Source organism: Paramicrobacterium humi (assembly GCF_900105715.1).
Classification (GTDB): domain Bacteria; phylum Actinomycetota; class Actinomycetes; order Actinomycetales; family Microbacteriaceae; genus Paramicrobacterium; species Paramicrobacterium humi.
In genome coordinates, this window is the sequence record NZ_FNRY01000001.1 from 1963660 (window position 1) to 1989595 (window position 25936).

The window sequence follows — 25936 nt, forward strand, 5'->3', positions numbered from 1 at the left end:
CGCTCGACGCAAAACCCGCTGTGAGGGCGCCTGAGCCGCGCGTGGCGCAGCGGCATCCGACCCCCGCCCCACCTACCATGAGGGAATGTCGGCGAAACAGGGTCCCCACGGTCGTCAGCCTCGCAGCGTGTACATCAAACGGCGTCTCTGGGTGCTCGCGGGGCTCATCGCTGTGGTGGCCATCATTGTGCTCGTGATCTGGCGCCCCGGGTCGTCATCCGGCGCACAGGAACAGCCGAAGACCGTCGCAACGAAGACAGCCGAGCCCAGCACGGCGGCGACCGAGGCCGCGGCAGACGACAGTGAGACGGTGTCGGAATGCTCGAAGGACACCGTTGAGGTCAAGGCCATCACCGACAAGACGACGTATGCGTCCGGTGAGGAGCCGCAGCTGTCGCTCTCGATAACGAACACGGGCGAGGCACCGTGCACGATCGACGTGGGCACCTCGCAGCAGGTCTTCACGATCACGAGCGGTAAAGACACCTACTGGACCTCGACCGACTGCCAGACGGAGCCCACGAACGCTGAGACCACGCTCGAGCCGGGCAAGACACTCACCTCGAAGCCGGCGATCGCGTGGGACCGCACGAGTTCGGACCCGAGCACGTGCGATTCCGACAAGCGTCCCGCCGTGGCGGCGGACGGCGCCTCCTACCACTTGACGACGTCGGTCGCGGGAATCACGTCGGAGAAGACCGCGCAGTTCGTGCTCTACTAGGCCTCGCGTGGTGCGCAACCTGCGAGACTAGGAGCATGGCCAAGGCGAAGAAGAACCCACCGGCGTTCCGGTCGGACGTGCTTGCAGAAGCCCTCGCGAAGCAGGACATGGCGGCGGTCGCGTTCGCGTTGCGCAACGATCGCATGGTCGTGCCGCTCATGAAGCCGGGTCAGCGTGACAAGCCGACGGATGCCGGCGAGATCTGGACGTACCGCCAGCCGGAGACCGGCAAGCTGGCTCTGCTGCTGTTCTCCGACGCGAAGAACCGGCCCGCCTCGCTGCCCCCGTTCGTCGGGCTTCACGACGGCCTCTGGCTGCACACCTTCCTGCGCACGCACGGCGATGCCATCGAGACGATCTTCTTCGACATCGCGGGCCCGCATCCCATGCAGGCCGCGCCGGCCGACATCATGAAGGTTCTCGATCTCGACATCGAGTAGTCAGAAGGCCGTGTCGATCTCCCGGTCGCGCGGCGAGCCACCCGAGCGCTTCGCGAGGGCGAGCGCGTTCTGGATGCCGCCGGCTGCGGCGTCGACGACGGTCGAGTAGCCGAGACGCGAGGCTTCCGAGCGGCGCTGCTTGGCCGCAACGACGGGGCGGATCTCGCCGGCGAGGCTGATCTCGCCGAACGCCGCGAGCGTGTGGGGGACCGGCCAGTCGCCGCGCGCGGAGGCGATCGCTATCGCTATCGCGAGGTCCGCTCCCGGCTCGGTCAGCCTCACCCCGCCGACCGTGGAGACGTAGACGTCGTAGTCGCCAAGGGCCACGCCCGCACGCTTCTCGAGCACGGCCAAGAGCATCGACACGCGCGCCCCGTCGACGCCGCTCGTGACGCGGCGGGCGTTCGGCGCCGTCGACTTCACAACGAGCGCCTGGATCTCGACGGGAAGCGCGCGGCGTCCCTCCATGGCGACAGTCACGCACGTGCCCGACACCGCCGAGCCGCGGCTGAGGAACAGCTTCGACGGATCGGCGACCTCTGCGATGCCGGCGCCGGTCATCTCGAAGCAGCCAACCTCATCGGTGGGTCCGAAGCGGTTCTTCAGCGCGCGGATGAAGCGCAGCGCCGTCTGACGGTCGCCCTCGAACTGGCACACGACGTCGACGAGGTGCTCGAGAAGTCGGGGCCCGGCGATCGTGCCGTCCTTGGTGACGTGCCCGACGAGCAGCAGGGGGAGCGAGCGCTCCTTCGCCACCCGGATGAGCGCGGCGGCGACTTCCCGCACCTGGCTCGGCTGGCCCGGCAGGCCGTCGACGCTGCTGCTGGCCACGGTCTGCACCGAGTCGACGATGAGCAGCTGCGGGTTAACCGTCTCGATCTGGCCGAGCACGGTCGCCAAATCGGTCTCGGACGCGAGGTACAGGTTGTCGTCGAGAGCCCCCGTGCGCTCGGCCCGCAACCGCACCTGACTGACGGACTCCTCCGCGCTCACGTAGAGCACCCGCGACTTGGCACGGGCCGTGCGCGCCGCGACCTCGAGAAGGAGCGTCGACTTGCCGACGCCTGGCTCGCCGGAGACCAGGATCGCGGCACCGGGCACGATGCCGCCGCCGAGCACGCGATCGAACTCGTCGACGCCGCTGGGCCAGTGCGAAATCGACGTACTGGAGATGCCCGTGATCGGCTTGGCGGCGCGATCTTCGGTGACGGATGCCGCTGTCACGCGCTTCTGGATGCCGCTCTGCGGGCCGGCCTCCACGACCGTTCCCCACTGCTGGCATTCGCCACACCGTCCGACCCATTTCGCGGTCTGCCAGCCGCACTCCGTGCAGCTGTATGAGGAGAGGGTCTTTGCCATGTCTTCGAGCGTAGTCGCGGCGTCTGACACGGCACGCCGACGGGCGGCATCCGTCCTTCGATTCGCGTGGAGGGCACAGAATCGCTTACACTTGTCCGCGGTGACGTGTCCGAGCGGCCGAAGGTGCAACTCTCGAAAAGTTGTGTAGGGTAACCCCCTACCGTGGGTTCAAATCCCACCGTCACCGCCATTGAAAACCTCTGGTAAGCCAGGGGTTTTCTGCTTTCTGGGTGGGTGCGTGGTAGGGTCCCCGCCCTTCATCGACATCGACGCTGTCGCAACGCACGCGTTCCTCGTTCTAGAGGCCCATGACGTGCTTCGCTCGCTCGGCCTTGGAAACCTCGACATCGGCCTGGTCCGCGGCCCAAACAGGCTCCTCACCCGCGCGCTGGCTCGCTGGGCGTACACGCGCGTTGCCACCGAGACCCGCAAGTATCTGCGCGCAGGTTTCCGCGGAAAATCGGGGCTTTCGTCATGTTGTTGGTCCTCGGTACGCGCGCGCCTGCTGCGCCGCACTGATCAGGCATCGAGAAGCCGCGCCGGCAGCCTCTGCTCTAGATTGAGTGCACGGCGGCACTGCCGCCCTCGACGAAGGGACACGGATATGGCAGATGAGCGGAACACAAAAACCGGAGGCGGATTCAGCGCGGCCGAGCGCGCAGCGATGAAGCAGCGAGCCGCAGAACTGCGTGCGGAGAGCAAAGCGTCAAAAGGGGCAGCGAAGAAGCAGCAGGAGTTCCAGGCCTGCCTCGACGCGATCGCCGCCCTCGAGGGAACCGACAAGAAGATCGCGGAACGACTGCACGTTATCGTGAGCGAGGAGGCGCCGCAGCTCGACCCGAAGACGTGGTACGGCTTTCCCACCTATGCGCGGAACGGGAAGAACATCCTGTTCTACCAGCCGGCGTCGAAGTTCAAGACGCGGTACGGCAACATAGGCTTCGCTGAGGATGCTCAGCTCGACGAGGGTGAGTTCTGGGCGACCGCCTACGCGGTGCTCGATGTGACGCCCGATGCCGAGAAGCAGCTGCGCGCGCTCGTGAAGAAGGCCGCCGGCTGAAGGTCTGCCGACGTGCAGTCGCATGCCTGACGCACGGCAGTCAGAGGGATTCCGCCGCGCGCAGCGACTCGCTCACCCAGCGGGCGTAGTGGTGCCACGGATCGTCGCCGGCGCGGAGGCGGGCCGCGTGCTCGAGCAAGCGAGGCGCCGCGCTGAACCACTCGCCGCCTTCGCGCAGGTCGGCGAACTGCTCGTGACGTGCTTTCTCCACGTCTCGTCCGCCGCGCTCGAAAGCGAGAAGCTCCTGATGCCAGAGTGCGGCGAGCCGCTGCTTGGGATTGCTGGAGGTGCCGATCTTCACCCTATCCGCGTAGCGGATGTAGTACACGACGTCGATGCGCGGGCGGGGGAGTTCCGGATCGGGGACGTCGCCGATGCGCCACCCGCAGACGGCGCAGTGCCAGCCATCCTGCTCCCGGATCCCCTTGGGCTCTCCGCACAGCAGGCACCGGTCGGGCATCATTCCGCGAATCGTCACTGCGTCAGGCTACGGCACGCAGCCGACAGCACGTCTCACGCGAAGGCGAACACCGGCGGGAAGACGATCACGACGATCGCGGCCCATGCGAGGTAGACGGGCACGTAGGCCGTCTGCCAGCGCTCGAGCGCGGTGAAGCGCTCCTTCCCGCGCAGGAACCGCAGCTGCAGCCACGCCGCACCGGCGAGGTTCACGAGCAGGATCAGATTGAGCCCGAGCGACGCGAGCTTGTTCGCGCTCGCACCGTACGTCCCGATGCGGCCGAGCATCGCGGCGAGAACGAAAACGTCGACCACGAGTGCGGCGATGACAAGAACGAGCTGCATCGTCTCGAACCACGACGCCGGCGCGTCGGGGTTACGCGCGGACAGCGAGTACAGCAGCAGCCCGAGCGTCACAATGAGCACGAGGTCGAAGATGATGAGCAGGTCGCGATCGGCGTCGACGACGGTGCGCTGGACCACGGCCGTGCCGATCAGCACGAGCAGCATCATCGTGAACAGCGGAGTGAACACGCGCGTCAGCACGGGCGCGATGTTCTCGATGACGCTCTGCTTGGCCTCGACGAGCCACGCGGCGACGACGACCGCTCCCGCAGCCCCGCAGGGCAGCATCCATTCGGTGACGAAGGGGAACGCGTCGACGCCGACCGCGAGGAAAACGCCGATCGTCAGAGCCGCGAGCACTCCGCCGCCGAGCGCGAGGAGCACGAAGTACACGACCCACTCGCCGGTGAAGCGGATGAGGTCCATGCGAGCGGCGCCGGAGCGCCAGTCGCCGTTGGCGTAGGCGATGCCCGCGACGATCCACAGGGCGACCACAGCGTGCACGGCCGCGAGCAGCTCCGTCATGCCGTCGGCCGCGAACGGGTATGCGTTGAGCAGCGCTCCCGCCGCGATGAAGGGCACGACGACGCCGATGATCGTCGTCGCGTGCGCGCGGCGGCGAACGAGGAAGTAGCCGGCGAGCATCGGCAGCAGGAGCAGCGCCGCGTTGCGCAGGTACACGTCCGCGGACGTCTCGAGGGAGAGCCCGAACAGCGCCGGCAGCTTGATGATGGCGCCCGCGATCACGGCGAAGACCAGCGCGACCGTCAGCCCCGAGTCGCGTCGGCCGGTCTTGCCCGTGTCGCCGATGACGAGCTGTTTCCACAGCCGCTCCGAGTGTTCGCGCGCGAACTCGCGGGAGAGCTCATCGATGCGGCCGAGTCGCTTGACCGCGACGAGGAACGCCTCATCATTCGAGAGACCGGATGCCGCAAGCGCCTCGATGCGGTCACGCAAGTGCGCTTCGAGCTCGTCGACGTCGGCGCCGATCTCCCGACGGCGCCCGATGAAGTCGCGCCACTGCGCGATCTGGGTCTCGAGCTCCTGGTCCGTCGCCGCCATCACGCACCCCCGAACGCGATCGCGGCGTCGCCAGAGCGGCCTCGGCCCGACCAGACGCGGTCGAGCGAGCGGTTCACGACCGTCCACTGGCGGCGCTGCTCGGCGAGGGCCGCCGCGCCGTCCGGGCGCAGTCGGTAGTGCTTGCGGCGCCGCCCGTTCGGCGCCTCACCCCACGAGGATTCGATGTAGCCGAGGCGCTCGAGCCGGTGCAGCAGCGGGTACAGCATCCCGTCGCTCCACTCGAGTTCGCCGTCGGAGAGCTCGCTCACGCGCTGCAGGATCGCGTAGCCGTACGATTCGCCGTCGGCGAGGATGCCGAGAACGAGCGGTGTCGCGGTCGCCGCGACGAGGTCCTTGCCGATGCGCATGCGCTCCTCCTACCTTGCAGTTCTATGTACGTAGAGCTACAAGGTAGCACGGTCGTGCGCGAGGGCGGCCGTGAGAACGCTGACAGCGACTCGGGGGCGTCGGCCCACGTCAGCCGTGCCGGAGCTGAGAGAGCACGAGCCCGATCGGGATGCTGACGATGATGATCGCGACGACGAGGCGGAACGTCCACAGCATGACGGGCGGTGCGGGCGCCGGCCGGCGCACGGCGAGCATGAACGTGATGAGGGAGACGAGCAGCAGGATGCCGCCGACGTCGACGATCGGCGGAGCCTCGAGCAGGGTCCCGCCGATCACGCCGGCGCTCCCGACCAGCCAGCCGCCGAGCTCGACGCCGATCGCGCGGCCGCTCAGCCGTTGCGCGAGTCGGGATTGCACGGCGCCGAGAGCGATGAGCGCGACGCCGACGACCAGAACGAGATACGCCGAGGCCCATGAGCCGTGCTCGAGTCGGAGTGGCGCGGTGACGGCAGCCACCACGCCGCCCAGGATGATCGCGGCGCCGCCCGTCCACAGGAAGGGCAGCGTGCTGCGGCCGACGATCAGCGGAGTGCCTCGGTTGGTGAGGCGATCGCTCACTCGGCGTCGGTGCGCACGAACTTGATGCGCCAGCGCTCCGGGCCCTCGTCGAGGTAGGTCGACACGAAGCGGCCGGCGTGGCGCTGCTCGACCTGCGCCAGCAGCGGCAGCGGGTTGTGCGTCGCCGAGATGATCATCCCGCTGTGCGGAGCGAGCGACTCGAGCGCCCCGAAGATCGCCGCGTGGCGCACGGCGTGCGGGATCGTCTGCACGTCGAGTTCGGGAAGCGCCTCGTCTGCCTCGCCGCACGCGCAGGAGTGCCCGTGGGAATCGGTGGAGTTCAGAGAGATGGACTGCTTCATGCTTTCGAACGTAGCACCGCGGCATCCGACCTGTCAGGGGAACGACCGTGACAATGCCGCTGGCCGGAAACGCTCAGCCGGCGCCGTCGGCGTCGGTGCGCTCCCACGCGATCGCGATGAGCCGGCGCAGCACCTGCTCGTCGATGTCGTCGAGGGTCGTCACGTACACGCAGCCAGCGCCCTCCCGGTAGCGCCCGAGGCTCGGAAGCAGCGCGGCGCCCTCGGGGCGGTCCTTCAGGCCGTACAGCGAGAGCGCCGCCTTGCGCGGCGAGAAGCCGACCTTCGGCCAGTCGCCCTGCGTGCGCGGGTTCGACGGGGAGACGTAGCGGTACGAGCCGTAGCCGACGATCGACGGCCCCCACATCACGGGCTCGGCACCCGTGACCTCGCGCATGAGGCGATCGAGGGCGTGCCCGTCGGCGCGGCGGCGCGCGGGAGCTGCCGCGTCGAGGAACTCCTCGACCGAAGCATCCGTCGGCTTCGTCTTGATCTCGGCCATGCCTCAGCGTACCGAAATCGCAGCCAGCCCGGCCCCGCCTAAACTGGGGGAGTGACTGACTTCGCGCCCGACCTCGGCCTTCTGCTCGACGTCGACGGACCCATCGCCAGCCCCGTATCCCGCACCGTCGCGATCGAGACGATCGCTCCCGACCTCGTCACGCTCGCGAACGCGGGCGTTCCCATCGCGTTCAACACGGGCCGCTCCGACGGCTTCCTGCGCGAGCAGCTCATTCCGCCGCTGCGCGCTGCGGGGCTTGCGGACGACGCCCTCGTCTGGGGAATCTGCGAGAAGGGCGCCGTGTGGATGCGCATCACCGCGCATGGCGAGGCCGAACTGAGCGTGGACGAGGAACTCCGGATGCCGCCGGCCTTCACCCGCGACATCGAGCGGCTCGTCGACGCCTCGTACTCCGATCTCGTGTTCTTCGACCACACGAAGCGTGCGATGGTCTCGGTCGAGCAGCGCACCGACGTGTCGAATGAGGAGTACCTCGATCGGCAGGGACGTTTCAATGCCGACGTCGCCGAAGTGCTCGAACGTCACGACCTCGGCTTCGAGTGGGAGGGCGAGCGGCACCCCGACGCCGCCGGCTCTGTCGGCTACCGCATCGATCCCACGATCATCTCGACCGACATCGAGTCGAACCGCGTCGGTAAGGACCTCGGTGCGAGCCGCATGATGCAGTTCCTCGCCGACGAAGGTGTCGAAGCGCCGCACCGGTGGCGCACGATGGGCGACTCCCGCACGGACTACGCGATGGCGGACTGGCTGCACGACAACGGCTTCGAAGTCGCGCACGTCGATGTGCGGCCGAGCGACGGCGTCCCCGAGGGCAAGCCGTACCCGATCCGGCAGCACTCCTCGCTCATCCACGACGAGTCCGGCGCGCTGTACGTGCGCCGCTGGGTCGAGATGGTGCGCGGCGAGGCCGCCGACGACGCTGACGTCTAGTCGGCTCCGAGCAGCGTCGACACGAAGAGCTCCGACACGGCAGGGCCGTCGACGGTGAGCGCGACGTCGCTCGGCCGCGCCCTGCTCTCGAGGCTGTGCTCCATGTCTTCGCCGGGGCGCAAGCGGCGATCGATAATCGTCTGGCCGCGACTGCGGCCGGGAGCGAGCTCCACCTCGACGAGGTGACGCGACGTGCCGAAGTGCTCGGCGCCGACGAGGAAGCACGCGGTGCCCGCGTCGCCGATCTTCGCGCCCGATTCGATGTCGGCGGGCAGGTCGGCGAGCTGCACCTGGTAGTCGAGCAGCTTCGTCGCGAGCTGCGTGACGGCGGTGTCCGCGGCGCGCAGTCGCTCGTGCTGCTGTTCGTCGACGACGACGCGGCTGAACACGTCGAGCGGGTACAGCACCGTTGGCACGCCGGACTCGAGAACGATCTGCGCCGCCTCCGGGTCGTGCCACACGTTGAACTCCGCGACGGGCGTGGCGTTGCCTGGGCCCGCACTGCCGCCCATGATGACGATGCGCTCGAGCTTCGCCGCCGTCTCGGGGTGCAGCCTCAGGAAGAGGGCGATATTCGTCATCGGCGCGAGGGCGAGGAGGGTGACCGGCTCCGCGCTCCCCTCGATCGTGCGTCGGATCATCTCGATCGCGTGCGAGGGGTCATGCCGGCGGGCAGCGCGGGGGAGGACGAGATTGCCGATGCCGTTCGCGCCGTGGTAGCCGCTCGCATCACGGGCCGGCTCGATGAGGGGACGGTCGCAGCCCGCAGCGACGGCCGCACGGCTGCTCGCGGCATCCAGCACGTCAAGGGTGTTCGCGATGACCTGCGGGAGACTCGCGTTTCCCGCGACGCACGTCACGGCGCGCAGATCGATGTCGGGGTGGCTGGCGAGGAAGAGCAGGGCGAGGGCGTCATCGACGCCGGTGTCGACGTCGGCGATCACGGGAATGGGCATGAACCCATTCTGGCGCAGTGCGCAGGTTGTAGCGTTCAGCGCTGGCAGCTCGGACACCAGTACGTGTCGCGCAGCTGCGTCGAGCTCGCCCCGAGCCGACCGCGCTCGATCACCGTGCCGCAGCGCCGACACCGCTGACCATCGCGTGAGAACACCCAGCTCTGCCGTCCCGGCCGGGTGTCGCCCGTCGTCGTGCGCGCGACCCGGTCGCGGTTCGCGAGGATGAGACGGTGCGACAGCCGCACGAGCGCGGCGGCATCCGTCTCACCGATGGGGGATTCGGGCCGGATGCCGCGCAAGAAGCAGATCTCGTTGACGTACTCGTTGCCGAGACCGGCGAGATTGCGCTGGTCGAGCAGCGCGACGGCGACGGGCCGTGCAGGGTCCGCCTCGAGCCGCGCGACGGCCTCCTCGGCGGACCAGTCGGGGCCGAGCAGGTCGGGGCCGAGGTGGCCGACGACGAGCTCCTCGTCGCTTCGCGGCAGCAGCTCCACGACGCCGAGCTCGAACCCGACAGTGGTGACGGCGTCGGTGCCGACCACGGCGCGAGCCTTCCAGCCGGGCTTTCGCCACCGCCCGCCCGCGGGGTAGATGTGCCAGTCGCCCTCCATCTTGAGGTGCGTGTGCAGGCTCCACTCGCCGATGCGGTGCAGGATGTGCTTCCCGCGGCTGACGACCTCGTCGACGCGCTGCCCGCGCAGGTCGCTCGTCGCGAAGGCGGGCACGCGCAGGCTCCACTCGGTGATGATCTCTCCCGCGAGCACGTCGTTGAGGTTGCGCGCGGTGCGGTAGACGGTGTCGCCCTCAGGCATGGCGCATCCGCAGTCCGCGTGGCGTCTCGGTGAAGCCCGCGTTCCGCAGCGGGTGCTCGAGCGGCGAGCCGAAGACGAACGCGCCGTTCACCTTCTCGACGGCGAGCTTGTCGACCCGGCCGGCGCGGACGAGGGCACCGACGGATGCCGCGGCCGAGGTGAGCACGGGCTCGCGGTCCGTGAACGCGAGCGCCGACTTCCCGCCGCGCTCGAGATACAGCGCGAGTTCGCCGTCGACGATGGCGACGATGCCTCCCGCCTTGCGCCCCGGGCGATGCCGGGTGCCCGTGAGTTCGGCGCTCGGCCAGGCGAGAGCGGTTCCGTACGGGTTCGCGGGGTCTGTCGCCGCGAGGGCGACAGCGTTCAGCGGCCTGTCGTCATCGGTGAAGGTGTGGCTGCGCACCCGGTCGATCGTGCCCGAGGTGGAGAACTGCGCGGCGCCGAGCCCGTTGACGATGTAGCCGCGTCGCGCGCGGCCCTTCTCCTCGAAGCCGGAGAGCACCTTGTACATGAGCGCGAAGCCGCCCGGAATGTCGTCCGCGTACACGGCTCCGCGGGTCACGACGCCGTAGCGGTCGAGCAGGGTCTCCGCCGTCGCGGCGGCGCGCACCGTGGCATCCTGCTCGGGAAGGGGGAGAAGCGACCAGCGTCCGCCGACGCGCGGAGCCGCCCCTGACATGCTCGGCCTGGCGTACCCTCTGCCGCGGTACAGCCGCGAGCGCGGGGTCGGCCGGCGCGTCTTGTGCGCGCCCGCGCCGCCGACGAGGCCGCGAATGGGCGCGAAGGTGTCGTTCGTGACGAGGCCCTGCCAGACGAGATGCCACAGCGCGCGCTGCAGGTTCGCGTCGTCCTCGGAGCCCGTCGCCTCCGCGAGCTGCGAGCTGAAGTACGCGCCGCCCGAGCCGAGGGTGAGCAGGAGCTCCCGCTCGAGCGACCCGTCGTCGCCCGGGCCGAGCGCCGGCAGCATCGTGAGCGGCGCCGTGTCGGCGATGTGCAGGCTCACCCAGCCGTCGCCGCCCGCGATCGAGCCGCGGCCGGACCAGATCACCTCGCCCGTCGACAGCAGCTCGTCGAGCATCGCGGGCGAGTAGTCGGCCACCCGCTGCGGCAGGATGAGCGTCTCCCACGCCGACGCCGGCACGATCGCCCCCGACAGCTGGTCGATCACCGCGGCGACCCCGTCGACCCCGCGCAGCCCGCCGCCGACGTGCTGCCATGCGGAGAGGAAGCGCACGAACGTGGCCTGGTCGACCGGCTCGACCTCGTGCCGCAGGGCGGCGAGCGAGCGCAGCCTCAGTCGCCGCAGCACCTCTTTGTCGCACCACTCCGCATTCTCGAGGGGATGAGCGGATGCCGCCGGGCGATCGGGCAGGAACTCTCCGCTCACGATTCGGCCCTCGTCGGCGAGTCGCCCGAGCGCGTGGGCGACGACCGCGATGCCGAGACCGAATCGGCGTGCCGCGTCACCGGTCGTGAACGGTCCATGGGTGCGGGCGTGGCGGGCGAGCAGGTCCCCGAGCGGATCGGGCACGGGCTCGATGAACGCCGTCGGCACGCCGATGGGAAGCGGCACGCCGAGAGCGTCGCGCAGCCGGGCGGCGTCCTCGATGGCGATCCACCGCTCCGCGCCGGCGACCTGCACGGCCAGCGCGCGCTTCGCGGCGACGAGCTCGTCGAGGTGCGCCCGGGCCACGGCAGCTGAGGCGTGCTCATGCTCGTCGTCGGGAGCCTGCAGGCGTTCGGCGACCTCGTCGGCGCCGAGCGGGCCGAGCATGCGCAGCAGGTCCGCCGTGCCCTCGAGCCCGCGCATGCGCCGGTTCTCCGTGAGGCGCTGCAGCTCCTGCTCGGTCTGGGCGATGATCGCGGGATCGAGGAGCTCGCGCAGCTCCACTTGGCCGAGCAGCTCCGAGAGCATCGTCGCGTCGAGGGCGAGTGCCGCGGCCTTGCGTTCGGCGAGCGGGTTGTCGCCCTCGTACATGAACGCGCCGACGTAGCCGAAGAGCAGGGATTTCGCGTACGGCGAGGGCTCCTCCGTCGTCGTCTCGACGATGCGGATCTTGCGGGAGGCGATGCGGCGGGCGAGCTCGAGCAGCGCCGGAACGTCGTACACGTCTTTCAGGCATTCGCGAGCAGTCTCGAGCAGGATCGGGAACTGCGGGTACTTCTTCGCCACGTCGAGCAGCTGCGCCGCGCGCTGCCGCTGCTGCCACAGCGGCGCCCGCTTCTGCGGCGAGTAGTTCGGCAGCAGAAGCGCCCGCGCGGCGCACTCGCGAAACCGCGACGCGAACAGCGCGGAGCCGCCCACCTCGGCCGTGACGATGACTTCGAGCTCGTCGGCCTCGAACACGAACAGGTCGGCACCGGGCGGCTCGTCCGTCGTCTCGGGGATGCGCACGATGATGCCGTCGTCGCTCGCGATGCTCGCGCCGTCGACGCCGAACCGCTCCTGCACGCGCGCGCCCACCGCGAGCGCCCAGGGGGCGTGCACCTGCATGCCGAACGGGGAGTGCAGGATGATCCGCCAGTCGCCGAGCTCGTCGCGGCTGCGCTCGACGACGAGGGTGCGATCCGTCGGCAGATGCCGGGTCGCTGCCCGCTGCTCGGTCAAGTACGCGCGCAGGTTCGCGGCGGCCCGGGCGTCGAGGCCCGCGGCGGCGAGGCGCTCGCTCGCGACGCCGTCGTCAGCGGCATCCAATTCTCTCGTGAACCGGCCGAGGGCCTCGCCCAGTTCGAACGGGCGGCCGAGCGCGTCACCCTTCCAGAACGGCAGGCGGCCGGGCTGCCCGAACTCGGGGGTGACGAGCACGCGGTCGTGGGTGATCTCCTGGATGCGCCAGCTCGTCGCGCCGAGTGCGAACACGTCGCCGACGCGGGACTCGTAGACCATCTCCTCGTCGAGCTCGCCGACGCGCCGGCCGGTCGTGCCCTCCTCGCCGCCGACCATGTAGACGGCGAACAGGCCGCGGTCGGGGATAGTGCCGCCGCTGATGACCGCGAGCCGCTGCGCACCCGGGCGGCCTTCGATCGTGCCGGCGTCGCGGTCCCATACGATGCGGGGGCGCAACTCGGCGAACTCGTCCGACGGGTACCGGCCGGCGAGCAGGTCGAGCGTCGCCTCGAACGCCGAGCGCGGCAGCGTCGCGAACGGGGCGGTGCGGCGCAGCTGCTCGAACCAGGCCTCGACCTCGACGGTGTCGAGCGCCGTCGCGGCGACGGTCTGCTGCGCGAGAATGTCGAGCGGGTTCGCGGGCACCCGCATCGACTCGATCTTCCCCTCCAGCATCCGCTCGGCTGCGACCGCGGAGTTCACGAGATCGGCCCGGTGCTTGGGGAACAGCACGCCGTGCGAGATCTCGCCCACCTGGTGCCCCGCCCGCCCGACACGCTGCAGGGCGCTCGCGACCGACGGCGGCGCCTCCACCTGGATGACGAGGTCGACCTCGCCCATGTCGATGCCGAGTTCGAGGCTCGACGTCGCGACGACGCAGCGCAGCCGCCCCGACTTGAGGTCGTCCTCGATCGCGGCGCGCTGCTCCTTCGACACCGACCCGTGGTGCGCGCGGGCCAGCAGCGGCGTCTCGTCGCGCACACCGGTCGTCTGCCCGCTTCCTCCCATGAGCACGGCGGGAGTGCGAGGGGCGGATGCCGCTTCGCTGCGCGCCGCAGCTGCGCTCTGTTCCGCTGCTCCCGCCCAGTCCTCGGGCAGCGGGCCCGACAGCAGCGTCTCCTCGTCGAGTCGCGCCTCGTTGATCTCGTTCAGCCGCGCCGTGAGCCGCTCGGCGAGTCGCCGCGAGTTCGCGAACACGATCGTGGAGCGGTGAGCGAGGATGCGGTCCACGATCGCCTCTTCGACGTGCGGCCAGATGGAGCCGCCGCGCTCGCCGTCGGCGCGGACCGGCCCTGCCGCGGAGCCGTCGGGAGTCGCCGGCTGCTGGCCGACCGTGAGATCGGTCATGTCCTCGACCGGCACGATGACTTCCAGCTCGAACGTCTTCGACGCGGGCGGCGCGACGATGGCGACGGGCGCCCGGCCGCCGAGGAAGCGGGCGACCTCCTCGTGCGGCCGGACGGTCGCCGACAGACCGATGCGCTGGGCGGGCCTGTCGAGCAGCGCGTCCAGGCGCTCAAGGGAGACGGCGAGGTGCGCGCCGCGCTTCGTCGCCGCGACGGCGTGCACTTCGTCGATGATGACGGTGTCCACCGTGCGGAGCGTCTCGCGTGCTTTCGAAGTGAGCATGAGGAACAGCGACTCGGGCGTGGTGATGAGGATCTCGGGCGGGTTCTTGAGAAGTGCGCGGCGATCGTTCGCGGGGGTGTCGCCCGAGCGCACTCCGACGGTGACTTCGGGCGGCTCGATTCCGAGTCGCTTGGCCGTCTGTGCGATCCCGACCAGTGGCGCGCGGAGGTTGCGTTCGACGTCGACGCCGAGCGCCTTGAGCGGTGAGATGTACAGCACGCGCGTGCCTTGCGGTCGCTCCTCCACGGTGCCGTGTGCCGCGGCGTCCATGAGTCGGTCGATTGACCAGAGGAACGCAGACAGGGTCTTGCCCGACCCGGTCGGGGCGACGACGAGAGTGTGGGAGCCGCCGGAAATGGCGTTCCAGGCGCCTTCTTGCGCGTTTGTGGGTGCGGCGAATGCCCCCGTGAACCACGCTCGGGTGGCCGGGGAGAAGCGATCGAGCACGGTGCTCATTCGGCTAGCAAATCACATGAGTCTGACATCGTGGCTGGTCGGCTGAGCGGATGCACCATCGTCGGGCGCCGTAATGTGAGGACCGACCTGACATTGGGCGTCCTTGCATGTTGCCGTTATCGGCTGTCGTTGGCGTCGCTCGCGCCGTTCTGCTTCGAGGCCGCCGCTGATGACGTTGTGTTTGCCTTTCAGAGTTACGGTCGTCGCGGCCCAACACTTCAAGTGCGATCCGAGTTTCAGATCAGAACTGGGGGTCCTCCGGATAGTCCTTGCCGTCGGTTTCGTCCGCCCATTTCTCGTCCGGGTCACGCTCCTCGGCCGAGTACTCGTCCTCGTCGTCGATGTCGGGTTCGAGGTCCGGTTCGGGAGTCTCGTCGCATTCGTCGAGGGGTTCGAATCCGACATTGGAGGATCGTCGGATGCGGTATTTCTGTCCGAGGGGTGAGGTCCAGATGATGGTCCCGTCGTCGTCGCGTTCGACCTGCCAGGTGCTCGAGTGTTTGAGTACGTGGTGGCGTCGGCACAGGGGGTTGAGGTTCTCGAGGTCGGTCTCACCTCCGTCCTGCCAGGCGAGGATGTGGTCCACATCACATTGGCGTGCGGGTCGGTTGCAGCCGGGGAAGCCGCAGACCTTGTCTCTGACTTCGATGGTCTTTCGCAGGTCGGCGGGGACGGCGTAGCGGTCGCGTCCGACGGAGAGCACGGCTCCGGTTTCGGGGTGGGTGAGCAGCCTTGTGAAGCTCGGGGCTTGGGCGGCGAGCCGGCGGGCGGTCTCGGGGTTGATCGGCCCGTACCCGTCGAGTTCTGCCGGTTCCTCGGAGTGGCCGAGGAGGGTCATCACCGGGACGGTCACGTGCACCGTCGGCCGGATCGCTCCACCACGGCCTGCGAAGACGGGAACACCGGCACCCTCACCGCTGTCGCGACCGGTGGTAGCTCCAGCGGTGAGCCCGTTCATGGCCGCGTCGGTGAGAACGTCGGCGGTGAGTTGCCCGATGGTGCGCTGATCGCCGGTTTTGCGGAGGCTTTTGGCGGTGGTGTGGCAGGCGTTGAATATGCTCTGGGTTACCTCGACGGGGGCGTAGAGGGCGAGCCAGCCCATTCCGTCGGGAGCGTTCCAGTGCTCTACCCGCCGATCCGAAGCTGCCGCCTCGTGGCGTTGCAGGCTGGTTTCCGGGTGCAGGCTCTCGCGCAGGGCGAGGGCCTTGTTCTTGAACTGCGGCGGGGTGGAGGTTTTCGCCAGCTTGAGGGCGACCTGCTCGAACGCCGCCCGATCCTGTGTGGAGAGCCCGGTGGCCTGATCGATCAGAGTGCGCGCATGCTGATAGGTGATCACCCCCTCACCGAGTGCTTCCAGGGTGGCGGGGAGTTCCGTGGTGAGGGTTTCGGCGGTGCCGAGCATCGAGGTGATCATCGGCTGCGACAACCGCATCTTCGCCGCCAGTTCCCCGGCGAGGGCGGAACGCACAACCTCCTGCGTCTTCGTCGTGTCCGTGTCGGAGGCGACGAACAGGTCACGGTTCGCCGTCGCGTGGTCCAGAAGATCCGCGAGCATCGTGGACACCTGCGCCTGCACCACGGCGAGAAGCTGATACTGCTCGGAGATCTCTTCGACCATCACCGCCAGTTTCCCGATCCGGGAGTCGCGGCTTTCGGGTGGGTGTTTATCGTCATCGTTGAGGATTACCATGGGTTTACTCTGCCATCACCCACCGACATTCACTCGAACACAACTACGAATATAGGACGGTGGTGGAGAAGTCGAAACAACAGCTACTTGTGGATGAATCATCGGCGAGCAAACATGGCGAGAAGGGGCAGCTGAAGGAGGAAGCGCATGGCCAGGGTGAGCGTTCGCTACATCGTCGACGACGTCGATGCCGCACTCAATTTCTACTGCCGATATCTCGGCTTCGACGAAGTCATGCATCCCGCGCCGGTATTCGCCATGCTCGATCGGGGCGAGCTTCGACTGCTGCTCAGCGCGCCAAACGAGCAGGGCGGCGGAGGAGCATCGATGCCCGACGGTACGCGGCCCACGCCGGGCGGCTGGAACCGGATCTCACTCGTCGTCGACGATCTCGAGGAGACGGTGGAGCGGCTGCGGGCCGCGGGCGTTCGCTTTCGCAACGACATCGTCGTGGGGGTCGGCGGAAACCAAGTGCTCATCGAGGATCCGTCGGGCAACCCTGTCGAGCTGTTCCAGCCGACCATTCCGGAAGCGCAGCCGAAGCCGTAGGGCTTCGCCGCTACAGCTGGCGCTGGATGAAAGCCCTCACGTCGGACGCCGCCTGCTGGTTGATGCCGTGCCCGAGGCCCTCGTAGATGCGACCCGACAGTGTCGAGTGCGCCGTGAGCCAGTCGGTCGTGCGGACGATCGCGGCCTCGGGAATGACGTCGTCGAGCGTTCCGCGGCCCCAGAAGATCGGGGGCTTCCGCTCTGCGAGCACGGCATCGCCCGGCTCCTGATCGGGACACACGAAGCCGGCCATGACGACGCCGTAGTCGAAGCGATCCGGAGCCCGCCGCATGAGCTGCATCGTCATCGCGCCGCCCTGCGAGAAGCCCATGAGGCCGACGACGGTCGGCTGCACGGTGAGATCGTCGAGCCAGCCGATGACGGCATCCGTCGACGCATTGATCGTGTCGCGATCGGGACGCGCCTCGCCGTCACGCGGAAACCAGGACCAGCCGTCGATGGGCCACGGCGCGACGAGCGGCGCCCGCAGCGACGCGATAACCGGTTCGAGCGGCAGCGACGGCGCGAGGCCGAAGAGGTCGCCCTCGTGCGAGCCGTACCCGTGCAGGAGGACGAGGAGGGGGCGGTCTGCGCGGTCGGCTTCCGACGCGGACCACATGACGGCGTCGGCGTCGATCGTGGGCTGGGACACGGCATCCTCCTCGGCTGAAGCGGTGGAAGTCAGCCTACCGGCGCGCTCCGACAGCGGGTTCGGCGGACTCTTGCAACAATGGAGCATGGCCGTACGCACTCCAGACGCAGATGAGCCCGACGATCCGCAGCCCGCAGCCACCCCGGGCTGGCTGAGCGACATCGAGCTCGAGCAGATTCGACACCGGCTGCCGCTGCTGTACGTCGAAGCGGTTCCCGTGCGCGTCGACGGGCTCGGCGTCGTCACCGAGGTCGGCGTGCTGCTGCGCGCGACAGCGACGGGGCAGATGACGCGGACTCTCGTGAGCGGCCGCGTGATGTACGGCGAGACGCTGCGCGACGCCCTGTTCCGGCACCTCGAGAAGGACCTCGGACCGATGGCCTTCCCGCTGCTTCCCGCCTCGCCCGTGCCGTTCCACGTCGCCGAGTACTTCCCGCTCCCCGGCCTGTCACCCTTCACCGACGAGCGCCAGCACGCCGTCGCGCTCGCCTATGTGGTTCCCGTCACGGGCACGTGCGAGCCGCGGCAGGACGCTCTCGAGCTCACGTGGATGACCCCGGTGGAAGCGCAGTCCGACGCCGTCGCCGACGAGATGGAGGGCGGCCGCGGCACGCTCCTGCGCATGGCGCTCGCGAGCGTCGGGGGCCTCATCTGAGCCGATTCCCTAGACTGGGCCCGTGATGTCAGCAGCCCTGCGCCGAAATCGCGCGCGTCCTGCGTCCGCGGCCGGGGCGGCGCGGGGCGGCGTCAAGGTCGAGACGGAGGCGCTCGTCGCCGGCGTCATCGCGGGCTTCATCGGCGGAGTCTTCGCCGTCATCGTCTTCGGCGGCAAGTCGGCGGCGATCTGGGCGAACTGGGAGTGGGGCAGCTGGTCGATCGGCATGGTCTCCGTCGTCGCCGTCGCCGTTCTCGGCACCGTGTCCGCCGGTTTCGGGTACTGGCGCTCGCGCCGTCTGCCCGGGCAGGAGTGGCGCCTCGCCCTGCCGTGGTGGAAGTTCACGCTCGACGCGATCGTCGTCGCCGTCGTGCACACGGCGCTCGGCGCGCTCGCGACGGCGCTGCTTCTGTACGTCGTGCAGCTCGCCTTCCGCCGCCTCTCGATCGACCCCGTGAGCGCGTCGATCGGCTGCGCGATCGTCGTCGGCCTCGCCGCGTACATGCTCTATCTCGCGGTGTCGCGGCTCAACACCGTCAACCTCTCGCAGCGGATGTTCCTGTTCGTCGGCGTCGGGCTGCTCACCGCGATGGCGACGTCGACCGACCCCGTCTGGTGGCGCTACCAGATCAGCGTGCTCGGCGCGTACGGCAACCGGCCGAGCATCAGCTTCAACGCGATCCTCATCGCCGCCGGCGCGCTCGTCACGACCTTCGCCCTCTACGTCGATCGCGACATCCGCAACCTGCACGCCGCCGGCGTCATCCGCTACCGCCCGGCGGCATCCGTCGTCTCGGGCCTGTTCATCGCCATGGGCGTCGCCCTCGCGGGAATCGGGTTCTGCCCCGTGAACGTCAGCATCGTCGTGCACAACACGTTCGCGATCGGGCTGTCGGCGCTGTTCGGCATCCTCATGCTCGTCTCGCCGATCGTGCTGCGCGGCATGCCGCTGCCGTTCTTCCTCGCGACGCTCGGCGGGCTGCTGCTGCTCGCGCTCGCGACGTGGCTGTTCTACGGCATCGGCTTCCTGCCGCTGACGAACTACGAGCTCATCGCGTTCGGCGTGCTGTTCGCGTGGATCACCATGTTCGTGCGCTTCCTCGCCGCCCTGCTCGACGCGCGCGAGGCGGCTCCCGCGGGCGAGACGACAGAGACAACAGAGACGACAGGCGGGTCGGATGCCGCTGCCGCTCAGCTGCCCGGCAGCGCCCTGCCGCGCACGGCCCCGCTCCCGGAGCACGTGCCGCCGAGGCCTGCGACGCTGCCCGACCCGCACGACACGGGCCTGCAGCGCTGAGGCCGCCGCTCAGCGCGCGATGCGCAGCGTGCGCACCTCGAACGGCGTGAGCGAGAACTCGGCGCCTCTGCGCGGCTCGTCGAGTTCGTCTTCCAGAAGTGTGACCTCGCGGATCTCCGCGTGCGGGAACGCCGCCTCGATGCGCCCGTGCGTGCGCGCGCCGAGCGCCTCGTAGACGCGCACGATGACGTCGCCGGAGCGGTCGTCCGCAAGCTTCACCGCGGACACGACGACGCCCTCCCCGGTGACCTCGACGAGCGGCGGCACCTCCCTCGCGCCACGCATGGTCGTCGGCGGCGCGTTGAGCGTGAGGCCCGCGGCCGTCGCTTCGGCGGGGTCGGCGCCGATCACGAGTCCCGTCGTGATGACGTGCGCGCCGTGATCGGTGTCGGGGTCGGGGAATCGCGGGGCGCGCAGCAGCGAGAGTCGCACCGTCGTCGTGACGCCGTCCTCGCCCGCGTCGCGAGTGGTGTCGTAGCCGTAGATCGAGTCGTTCACGAGCGCGACGCCGAAGCCGGGCTCGCGCACGAGCACGAACCGGTGCATCGACGTCTCGAACTTCGCCGCCTCCCAGCTCGTGTTCACGTGCGTCGGTCGGACCTGGAAGCCGAACTGCGTCTCCGCCTCCGTGTGCGCCGCGTGCACGTCGAGCGGGAACGCGAGCTTCAGAAGCTTCTCGGTCTCGTGCCAGTCGATCTCGGCGCGCAGTCGCACGGTCGCCGTCTCCGGCGCGAGCGAGATCACCTGCCGCACGCGCGAGTGCGAGAACGACCGCTCGATCACGACTTCGGCGACGCCGTCGACCACGCGGCCGTCGATCGCGTCGACGCTTCGCACATCGGTGACGCGATTGCGGTAGAACGCGTCGATGTCCCACGCGTCCCACATGTTCGGGAAGTCCTGGTGCAGCTGCAGCAGGTTCGCCGCGGCGCCCGATGCGATCGCATCGCGGCCGCTCGCCGCGTCGATCGCGGAGGTCACGAGGCCCTCCGCCGAGACCGCGACCCGAACGCGGGCGTTCTCGAGCACGAACCCGTCGCCGTCGCGGCTCAGCCGGCTGGCGGCATCCGATCGTCTGATCTCGCCCGCGCCGAGGGGCACGGGTCCCGCCGTCGAGACAGGGGAGAACACGAGTTCGCGCTCACCGTTGCCCGCGAGCGCGCGCCGGGCGGCATCGGCGAGGCGGTGGGCGTCCGTGACGATGCCGGCGAGCGTCGCGACCGCCTCGCGGTGCACCCACGCGATCGAGGTGCCCGGCAGGATGTCGTGGAACTGCTGCAGCAGAAGCAGCTGCCACAGTCGGTCGAGCTCGTCGTACGGGTAGGCGAGGTCGCCGCGCACGGCGGCGGTCGTCGCCCACAGCTCGGCCTCGAGGAGCGCGTGCTCGGCGCGGCGGTTGCCGGCCTTCGTCGCGTGCTGGCTCGTGAGCGTGCCACGGTGCAGCTCGAGGTAGAGCTCGCCGACCCAGACGGGCGGATGCCGAAGCTCCGCCTTGGCCTCGTCGAAGAAGTCGTCAGGATGCCGCCAGGCGACGCGCGCGCTGCCCTCGAGGTTCGCGAGGCGGTTCGCCTTCCCCGTCATCTCACGCGTGGTGCCGCCTCCGCCGTCGCCCCAGCCGACGGGCGCGATCGAGCTCGACGCGACGCGGCTCTCGGTGAACTGGCGGGAGGCCCTCGCGACCTCCGTCGCGGAGAGCTGCGAGCTGTAGGTGTCCATGGGCGGGAAGTGCGTGAACACGCGGGAGCCGTCGATGCCCTCCCACAGGAAGGAGTGGTGCGGGAACGCGTTGCGCTGGTTCCACGAGATCTTCTGCGTGAAGAACCATTCGAAGCCCGCGCGGCGCATGAGCTGCGGCAGCGCGGGGGAGTAGCCGAAGCTGTCGGGCAGCCACACGCCGCGGCAGCGCTGCCCGAACTCGGCCTCGAAGAAGCGCTGCCCGTGCGAGAACTGGCGCACGAGCGACTCGCCCGTCGGCATGACCGTGTCGGATTCCACCCACATGCCGCCGAGGGGGAGGAAGCGGCCGGCGGCGACGGCGTCGGCGACGCGCGCGAACACGGCGGGACGGTGCTGCTTGAGCCACGCGTACTGCTGCGCGCTCGACATGCCGTACAGGAACTCGGGGTCCTCGTCGAGGAGCGCCGTCATCGACGAGGCCGTGCGGGCGACCTTGCGGATCGTCTCCCGCACGGGCCACAGCCACGCCGAGTCGATGTGGGAGTGGCCGATCGCGGCGATGCGGTGGGCGCTCGCCTCCGCGGGCGAGGCGAGCACGGCGGCGAGCTCGGCGCGCGCGGCCGCCGCGGTCTCGGGGATGCGTTGCAGGTCGAGCGCGTCGAGGGCGTCGTCGAGCGCCTGCAGAATGCGCATGCGGCGCGGCGCCGTCTCGGGCAGCTCGCCCTGCAGGCCGTAGAGCACCTCGAGGTCGAGGGAGAGCTCGAACACCTCCGCCTCGAACACGGCGAGCTCCATGCGGCGGGCGCGGTACAGCGGCTCCGTCGACGCCGTCGCGAGGTCGCCCTCGCGCGTCGGCAGGAACGGGTGGTGCTCGAGCAGCAGGGGGTTCGCGGCCGCCTCGAGGTAGAGCTCGACGCGCTCGCCGCCGGCCGCGGCCTCGGCGACGGGAATCCACTGGTTGCGCGGGTTGAGCGCCTTCACGGGCGTGCCGTCGGGCCGGTACACGAGCGCCTCGCACTGGAAGCCCGTGAGCGACTCGTCGAAGCCGAGGTCCACGCGCGCCTCCACGCGCCGCCCCGCCCACTCCGTCGGAATCTCCCCGACAAGCCGGAACCACGTCGTCGACCACGCCGGTCCCCACGGGGCGGGCACGCGCGCGTCCTCGAACGGCAGCGCCATCGCGTCGCCGGGCGGGATCGGCTCGCCGGGCAGCTCGCGCGCCTGCACGCGGAACGGGACGGCCGCCGAGTACACGGCGGGCAGCACGCGCTCCGCGAGCACGCGCAGCACCCGGCCGACGGTGAGCGAGGTGTCGTCGTGCATGGCGGCTCCTCCGCGCGACGGCGGCGCTAGCGGACGAGCCGCACTTCGAGCAGGTCCTCGCCGAGGAACTGCTGCACTTGCTGGGCGCCGTCGCGCTCGAAGCCGTTGCGCTTGTAGAAGCCGTGCGCGCGCGGGTTGTCGTCGGCGACCCACAGGTAGCCGGGCCGGTCGCCGCACGCGGCGTCGAACAGCTTCTGCCCGATGCCCGTGCCGTGGTACGCGGCGAGCATGTAGATGAAGTACAGCTCACGCTCGCGCGGGGCGTCCTCGTCGCGCGCGGGACCCGAGCCGACGAAGCCGACGATCTCCCCGTCGACGAGGGCGGCGTACTGGTGGTACTCGTCGCCCTGGCTCGCCCAGTGCGTCCACAGCTCCGCCATGCGGCGCGGCGAGACGCGCTCGAGCGCGGCCTCGCTGATCAGGTGGTCGTACGTCTCATGCCAGCACTGGGCGTGAACGCGCCCGAGCGCCTCCGCGTCAACGTCGCGCACGGGTCGCACGATGACGTCGAGTGTGTCGATGGCAGCATCCTTGGTGTCCATATCCAGACGGTACCGCGACTTCACGTCGGTTCATAATCGACCGGATGCCGCCGGCCGCAGCCGCTACTCTGGCACCAGGCGCGCGAGAGGGGGCCGCATGGGCAGAAGGCGAACCACGGCCGCGGCTGCGGCATCCACCCCGCACCTGGCTCGCGTCGCCGTGTTCGAGGAGGGCCGCCGCATCGAGGTAGACGGCGCGCCGGATCTCGACGCCGTCGCGCGCTCGCTCGCGGCGCACGAGAAGCGGGTCGCGGTCGTCGCGTACGACCGGCCCGATGCGTCGCACGTGCGCGAGATCGCCGAGCGGCTGAGCCTGCACCCAGTGCTCGTGGAGGACCTGCTGCACGCCAGGCAGCGGCCGAAGATCGAACGCTACGGAGACGCGCTGTTCCTCGTGATGCGCGCCGTCGGCTACCTCGACGAGGCCGAGGACGTCGTCGTGAGCGAGTTCCACGTCGTCGTGCAGGGCCAGTGGGTCATCGTGCTGCGGCAGGGCGAACCCGGCGCGCCCGACTGGAGGCCGGAGCAGTTCCGGCAGGATCCGGCGCTGCTCGCGCACGGCACGGAGGCCGTGCTCTACACGGTCATCGACACGATCGTCGACACGTACTTCCCCGTTCTCGACGGCGTCGGCACGGACCTCGACGAGATCGAGGGGCAGGTGTTCACCGGTGACACCGCGGCGCCCGAGCGCATCTACCGGCTCGGCCGCGAGGTCATCGACCTGCAGCGCGCCGCCGTTCCGCTCCAGGCGGTGATCACGGAGCTCATCGCGGGCTTCGAGAAGTACAACACGAAGGCCGAGCTGCAGACGTACTTGCGCGACGTGTCCGACCACCTCGCCCGCATCACCTCACGGGTGGCCGAGATTCGGGAGCTGCTGACGCAGATCCTCACCGTCAACGCGACGCTCGTGGGGCAGCGGCAGAACGAGGACATGAAGCGCATCTCGTCGTGGGCGGCGATCCTGTTCGCGCCGACGCTCATCGGCGCGATCTACGGCATGAACTTCCGGGACATGCCCGAGCTGCACTGGGCGTTCGGCTACCCGATGGCGCTCGCGGCGATGCTGCTGCTCGGCGTCGTGCTGTACCTCGTGTTCAAGCGCAAGCACTGGATGTGAGCGCGCCCCTGCCGCCGGGCCGGGCTTCGTGGGAGCCAGAAACGTCTTTCGGAGCCAGAAACGCAGTGGGGAGCCACGATGTCGTGACTCCCTACTGCGGAACTGGCTCCCGAAGGCTGCGCTAGTGCGTTGAGACGCGGCGGTGGGTGCGCGCGCCGCCCGTCGCCTGGCCGCCGCCGGAGGTCGACGTGCTGTACACGCCGCGCGAGCCGCCCTGCCGTGCGGGCTGGCCGCTCCCGCGGGCGCCGCGCGGCTGGCCGGAGCGCTGCTGGCCCTGCTTGACGGCGGCGGGACGGCCGGAGCGGTCCTTGCGCGGCCGGTCGGCGGCGGAAGCGTCGCGAGTGCTGCGGGCGTTCGCCTGGTCGCGACCGCGGCCGGCGGCATCCGACCCTCGGGCTGCCCGCTTGCGGCGTGCGTTCGCGCCCTGCGAAGTGCCACCGCCGCGCTGCTGCACGGGCTTCGGCGCCGGCTTCACGTACGGCGCGGTCTCGCCGACGAGCTCCGTGACGACGGCCGACGACGCGGTGACGTTCTGCGGGGTCACCGTGATGGCGGCCTTGCGCAGCACCTTCTTGAGGTCGTCGCGCTGGTTCGGCAGGCACACCGTCGCGACGGTGCCCGAGCTGCCCGCGCGGGCCGTGCGGCCGGAGCGGTGCAGGTACGCCTTGTGCTCGATGGGCGGGTCGACGTGCACGACGAGCTCGACGTTGTCGACGTGCACACCGCGCGCGGCGACGTCGGTCGCGACGAGGACACGGGCGCTGCCGTCGCTGAACGCCGCGAGGTTGCGGTCGCGCTGCGGCTGCGAGAGGTTGCCGTGCAGATCGACCGAGGGGATGCCGGAAGCGGTGAGCTGCTTCGCGAGCTTCTTCGCGTGGTGCTTCGTGCGCGTGAAGAGGATGCGGCGTCCCAGACCGGAGGCGAGCTTCTCGACGAGGTCCTTCTTGGCCTCGGCGCCGTCGATCATGAACACGTGGTGCGTCATGGCCTCGACGGGCGAGATCTCGTCGTCGATCGAGTGCAGAACCTCGTTGTGGAGGAACCGCTTCACGAGCTTGTCCACGCCGTTGTCGAGCGTGGCCGAGAACAGCATCCGCTGGCCGTGCTCGGGCGTCGCGGCGAGCAGACGGGTCACGACGGGGAGGAAGCCGAGGTCGGCCATGTGGTCGGCCTCGTCGAGAACCGTGACCTCGACGGCGTCGAGGCGCACGAAGCCCTGCTTCATGAGGTCCTCGAGGCGGCCGGGGCAGGCGACGACGATGTCGACGCCGGCGTTGAGGGCCTCGACCTGGCGGCGCTGGTTGATTCCGCCGTAGATCGTGGTGGTCGTCATGCCGTATGCCGCGGCGAGGGGCGCGAGGACCGCGTCGATCTGCGTCGCGAGCTCGCGGGTCGGGGCGAGAACGAGGCCGAGGGGACGGCCGGGACGGCGCTTGCCGCCCGCGAGCTGCGTGCCGAGGCGCGCCGCCATGGGAATGGAGAACGCGAGGGTCTTGCCGCTTCCGGTGCGGCCGCGGCCGAGCACGTCGCGCCCGGCGAGCGTGTCGGGCAGCGTGTCGACCTGGATCGGGAAGGCCGTCGTCTTGTCGTCCTTCGCGAGGGCGGCGACGAGGGGTGCGGGCACGCCGAGCGCGCCGAAGGTGGTGTCTTGCATGGTGCCTTTCAGGCAAGGGATCCGCGCGTCATGGCGGAGAGATGGCGAAGGCGCGGGTCCGCGCATTCGTTCGCCGTATGATCTGTCTCGACCCGGTGACGGGGAGAGAGGAAGCGTCTACGACGCAGGGGGCACGAGCGTGCCCG

The 25936-nt window shown here is 69.8% G+C and carries 23 protein-coding genes and 1 tRNA gene; 9 read left to right on the plus strand and 15 right to left on the minus strand.

Annotated elements, in window-relative coordinates:
• Positions 1-85: 85 nt before the first annotated feature.
• A complete protein-coding gene (locus BLV49_RS09740; protein ID WP_091183299.1) occupies positions 86-721 on the plus strand; it encodes a hypothetical protein in 636 nt (211 codons plus the stop codon).
• 35 nt (positions 722-756) lie between these two features.
• Positions 757-1161: a dehydrogenase gene (locus tag BLV49_RS09745; protein ID WP_091183302.1), complete on the plus strand. Its 405-nt coding sequence runs from the start codon at positions 757-759 to the stop codon at positions 1159-1161.
• On the opposite strand, the gene radA is transcribed toward BLV49_RS09745, so the two are convergent.
• Positions 1162-2520, minus strand: coding sequence for a DNA repair protein RadA (gene radA, locus BLV49_RS09750; RefSeq protein ID WP_091187148.1), 1359 nt, complete (start codon positions 2518-2520; stop codon positions 1162-1164).
• A 99-nt stretch (positions 2521-2619) separates the two neighbouring features.
• Between radA and BLV49_RS09755 the strand changes: the two genes are divergently transcribed.
• Together BLV49_RS09755 and BLV49_RS09760 are read left to right on the plus strand one after the other, a co-directional pair.
• Positions 2620-2710: transfer RNA gene (locus BLV49_RS09755), tRNA-Ser, on the plus strand.
• A 414-nt stretch (positions 2711-3124) separates the two neighbouring features.
• A complete protein-coding gene (locus BLV49_RS09760; protein WP_091183306.1) occupies positions 3125-3580 on the plus strand; it encodes a hypothetical protein in 456 nt (151 codons plus the stop codon).
• 40 nt (positions 3581-3620) lie between these two features.
• On the opposite strand, the gene BLV49_RS09765 is transcribed toward BLV49_RS09760, so the two are convergent.
• From BLV49_RS09765 to BLV49_RS09790, 6 genes are all read right to left on the minus strand, one after another.
• Positions 3621-4058 carry a GIY-YIG nuclease family protein gene (locus tag BLV49_RS09765; RefSeq protein WP_245723603.1) on the minus strand — a complete coding sequence of 146 codons (438 nt, stop codon included), beginning with the start codon at positions 4056-4058 and terminating at the stop codon, positions 3621-3623.
• 35 nt (positions 4059-4093) lie between these two features.
• Positions 4094-5446, minus strand: coding sequence for a permease prefix domain 1-containing protein (locus tag BLV49_RS09770; RefSeq protein WP_091183309.1), 1353 nt, complete (start codon positions 5444-5446; stop codon positions 4094-4096).
• A complete protein-coding gene (locus BLV49_RS09775; protein ID WP_091183312.1) occupies positions 5446-5814 on the minus strand; it encodes a PadR family transcriptional regulator in 369 nt (122 codons plus the stop codon). The genes BLV49_RS09770 and BLV49_RS09775 overlap by 1 nt, the downstream gene beginning before the upstream one ends.
• 109 nt (positions 5815-5923) lie before the next feature.
• On the minus strand, positions 5924-6412 hold the full coding sequence (locus BLV49_RS09780; RefSeq protein WP_091183316.1) for a hypothetical protein: 489 nt from the start codon (positions 6410-6412) through the stop codon (positions 5924-5926).
• Positions 6409-6714 (minus strand): DUF2249 domain-containing protein, encoded by a 306-nt coding sequence (locus BLV49_RS09785; protein WP_091183320.1) that lies wholly within the window; start codon positions 6712-6714, stop codon positions 6409-6411. Before BLV49_RS09785 ends, BLV49_RS09780 begins: the two co-directional genes overlap by 4 nt.
• Positions 6715-6787: 73 nt before the next feature.
• Complete coding sequence (locus BLV49_RS09790) at positions 6788-7213, minus strand: DUF1801 domain-containing protein (RefSeq protein WP_091183322.1); 426 nt, start codon at positions 7211-7213, stop codon at positions 6788-6790.
• A gap of 51 nt (positions 7214-7264) precedes the next feature.
• On the opposite strand from BLV49_RS09790, the gene BLV49_RS09795 reads away from it, so the two are divergent.
• On the plus strand, positions 7265-8167 hold the full coding sequence (locus BLV49_RS09795) for a hypothetical protein (RefSeq protein WP_091183324.1): 903 nt from the start codon (positions 7265-7267) through the stop codon (positions 8165-8167).
• Here BLV49_RS09795 and BLV49_RS09800 read toward each other — a convergent pair.
• The 4 genes from BLV49_RS09800 to BLV49_RS09815 form a co-directional block, all read right to left on the minus strand.
• Complete coding sequence (locus BLV49_RS09800; RefSeq protein WP_091183328.1) at positions 8164-9123, minus strand: nucleoside hydrolase; 960 nt, start codon at positions 9121-9123, stop codon at positions 8164-8166. The genes BLV49_RS09795 and BLV49_RS09800 overlap by 4 nt on opposite strands.
• Before the next feature lie 35 nt (positions 9124-9158).
• On the minus strand, positions 9159-9935 hold the full coding sequence (locus BLV49_RS09805) for a DNA-formamidopyrimidine glycosylase family protein (RefSeq protein WP_091183331.1): 777 nt from the start codon (positions 9933-9935) through the stop codon (positions 9159-9161).
• Positions 9928-14628, minus strand: coding sequence for an ATP-dependent helicase (locus BLV49_RS09810; RefSeq protein WP_091183335.1), 4701 nt, complete (start codon positions 14626-14628; stop codon positions 9928-9930). Before BLV49_RS09810 ends, BLV49_RS09805 begins: the two co-directional genes overlap by 8 nt.
• Positions 14629-14869: 241 nt before the next feature.
• Positions 14870-16246 carry an HNH endonuclease signature motif containing protein gene (locus BLV49_RS09815; RefSeq protein ID WP_176980806.1) on the minus strand — a complete coding sequence of 459 codons (1377 nt, stop codon included), beginning with the start codon at positions 16244-16246 and terminating at the stop codon, positions 14870-14872.
• A gap of 219 nt (positions 16247-16465) precedes the next feature.
• Between BLV49_RS09815 and BLV49_RS09820 the strand changes: the two genes are divergently transcribed.
• The gene (locus tag BLV49_RS09820) at positions 16466-16867 is read left to right on the plus strand and encodes a VOC family protein (RefSeq protein WP_091183342.1); all 402 of its coding nucleotides are present in this window, start codon (positions 16466-16468) and stop codon (positions 16865-16867) included.
• 10 nt (positions 16868-16877) lie between these two features.
• Here BLV49_RS09820 and BLV49_RS09825 read toward each other — a convergent pair whose 3' ends face one another.
• Positions 16878-17519, minus strand: coding sequence for an alpha/beta hydrolase (locus tag BLV49_RS09825; protein ID WP_143034025.1), 642 nt, complete (start codon positions 17517-17519; stop codon positions 16878-16880).
• An 85-nt stretch (positions 17520-17604) separates the two neighbouring features.
• Between BLV49_RS09825 and BLV49_RS09830 the strand changes: the two genes are divergently transcribed.
• Both BLV49_RS09830 and BLV49_RS09835 read left to right on the plus strand, forming a co-directional pair.
• On the plus strand, positions 17605-18174 hold the full coding sequence (locus tag BLV49_RS09830) for an NUDIX hydrolase family protein (RefSeq protein ID WP_091183346.1): 570 nt from the start codon (positions 17605-17607) through the stop codon (positions 18172-18174).
• Positions 18175-18199: 25 nt separating this feature from the next.
• Complete coding sequence (locus BLV49_RS09835; protein ID WP_091183348.1) at positions 18200-19471, plus strand: DUF998 domain-containing protein; 1272 nt, start codon at positions 18200-18202, stop codon at positions 19469-19471.
• A gap of 9 nt (positions 19472-19480) precedes the next feature.
• Here the strand turns inward: BLV49_RS09835 and BLV49_RS09840 are convergent, their stop codons facing one another.
• Positions 19481-22471 carry an alpha-mannosidase gene (locus tag BLV49_RS09840; protein ID WP_091183352.1) on the minus strand — a complete coding sequence of 997 codons (2991 nt, stop codon included), beginning with the start codon at positions 22469-22471 and terminating at the stop codon, positions 19481-19483.
• 26 nt (positions 22472-22497) lie between these two features.
• The gene (locus BLV49_RS09845; protein WP_091183356.1) at positions 22498-23013 is read right to left on the minus strand and encodes a GNAT family N-acetyltransferase; all 516 of its coding nucleotides are present in this window, start codon (positions 23011-23013) and stop codon (positions 22498-22500) included.
• A gap of 97 nt (positions 23014-23110) precedes the next feature.
• On the opposite strand from BLV49_RS09845, the gene BLV49_RS09850 reads away from it, so the two are divergent.
• Positions 23111-24136 (plus strand): magnesium and cobalt transport protein CorA, encoded by a 1026-nt coding sequence (locus tag BLV49_RS09850; RefSeq protein ID WP_091183360.1) that lies wholly within the window; start codon positions 23111-23113, stop codon positions 24134-24136.
• 121 nt (positions 24137-24257) lie between these two features.
• Here the strand turns inward: BLV49_RS09850 and BLV49_RS09855 are convergent, their stop codons facing one another.
• On the minus strand, positions 24258-25790 hold the full coding sequence (locus BLV49_RS09855; RefSeq protein ID WP_091183363.1) for a DEAD/DEAH box helicase: 1533 nt from the start codon (positions 25788-25790) through the stop codon (positions 24258-24260).
• Positions 25791-25936: the final 146 nt, after the last annotated feature.

What these genes read in the sequence shown, in the direction of transcription:
- BLV49_RS09740 (WP_091183299.1), top strand. Translation starts at nt 86, where the DNA reads ATGTCGGCGAAACAGGGTCCCCACGGTCGTCAGCCTCGCAGCGTGTAC.
- BLV49_RS09745 (WP_091183302.1), top strand. Translation starts at nt 757, where the DNA reads ATGGCCAAGGCGAAGAAGAACCCACCGGCGTTCCGGTCGGACGTGCTT.
- radA (WP_091187148.1), bottom strand. Translation starts at nt 2,520, where the DNA reads ATGGCAAAGACCCTCTCCTCATACAGCTGCACGGAGTGCGGCTGGCAG.
- BLV49_RS09760 (WP_091183306.1), top strand. Translation starts at nt 3,125, where the DNA reads ATGGCAGATGAGCGGAACACAAAAACCGGAGGCGGATTCAGCGCGGCC.
- BLV49_RS09770 (WP_091183309.1), bottom strand. Translation starts at nt 5,446, where the DNA reads ATGGCGGCGACGGACCAGGAGCTCGAGACCCAGATCGCGCAGTGGCGC.
- BLV49_RS09775 (WP_091183312.1), bottom strand. Translation starts at nt 5,814, where the DNA reads ATGCGCATCGGCAAGGACCTCGTCGCGGCGACCGCGACACCGCTCGTT.
- BLV49_RS09785 (WP_091183320.1), bottom strand. Translation starts at nt 6,714, where the DNA reads ATGAAGCAGTCCATCTCTCTGAACTCCACCGATTCCCACGGGCACTCC.
- BLV49_RS09790 (WP_091183322.1), bottom strand. Translation starts at nt 7,213, where the DNA reads ATGGCCGAGATCAAGACGAAGCCGACGGATGCTTCGGTCGAGGAGTTC.
- BLV49_RS09800 (WP_091183328.1), bottom strand. Translation starts at nt 9,123, where the DNA reads ATGCCCATTCCCGTGATCGCCGACGTCGACACCGGCGTCGATGACGCC.
- BLV49_RS09805 (WP_091183331.1), bottom strand. Translation starts at nt 9,935, where the DNA reads ATGCCTGAGGGCGACACCGTCTACCGCACCGCGCGCAACCTCAACGAC.
- BLV49_RS09810 (WP_091183335.1), bottom strand. Translation starts at nt 14,628, where the DNA reads ATGAGCACCGTGCTCGATCGCTTCTCCCCGGCCACCCGAGCGTGGTTC.
- BLV49_RS09815 (WP_176980806.1), bottom strand. Translation starts at nt 16,246, where the DNA reads ATGGTCGAAGAGATCTCCGAGCAGTATCAGCTTCTCGCCGTGGTGCAG.
- BLV49_RS09820 (WP_091183342.1), top strand. Translation starts at nt 16,466, where the DNA reads ATGGCCAGGGTGAGCGTTCGCTACATCGTCGACGACGTCGATGCCGCA.
- BLV49_RS09830 (WP_091183346.1), top strand. Translation starts at nt 17,605, where the DNA reads ATGGCCGTACGCACTCCAGACGCAGATGAGCCCGACGATCCGCAGCCC.
- BLV49_RS09835 (WP_091183348.1), top strand. Translation starts at nt 18,200, where the DNA reads ATGTCAGCAGCCCTGCGCCGAAATCGCGCGCGTCCTGCGTCCGCGGCC.
- BLV49_RS09840 (WP_091183352.1), bottom strand. Translation starts at nt 22,471, where the DNA reads ATGCACGACGACACCTCGCTCACCGTCGGCCGGGTGCTGCGCGTGCTC.
- BLV49_RS09845 (WP_091183356.1), bottom strand. Translation starts at nt 23,013, where the DNA reads ATGGACACCAAGGATGCTGCCATCGACACACTCGACGTCATCGTGCGA.
- BLV49_RS09850 (WP_091183360.1), top strand. Translation starts at nt 23,111, where the DNA reads ATGGGCAGAAGGCGAACCACGGCCGCGGCTGCGGCATCCACCCCGCAC.
- BLV49_RS09855 (WP_091183363.1), bottom strand. Translation starts at nt 25,790, where the DNA reads ATGCAAGACACCACCTTCGGCGCGCTCGGCGTGCCCGCACCCCTCGTC.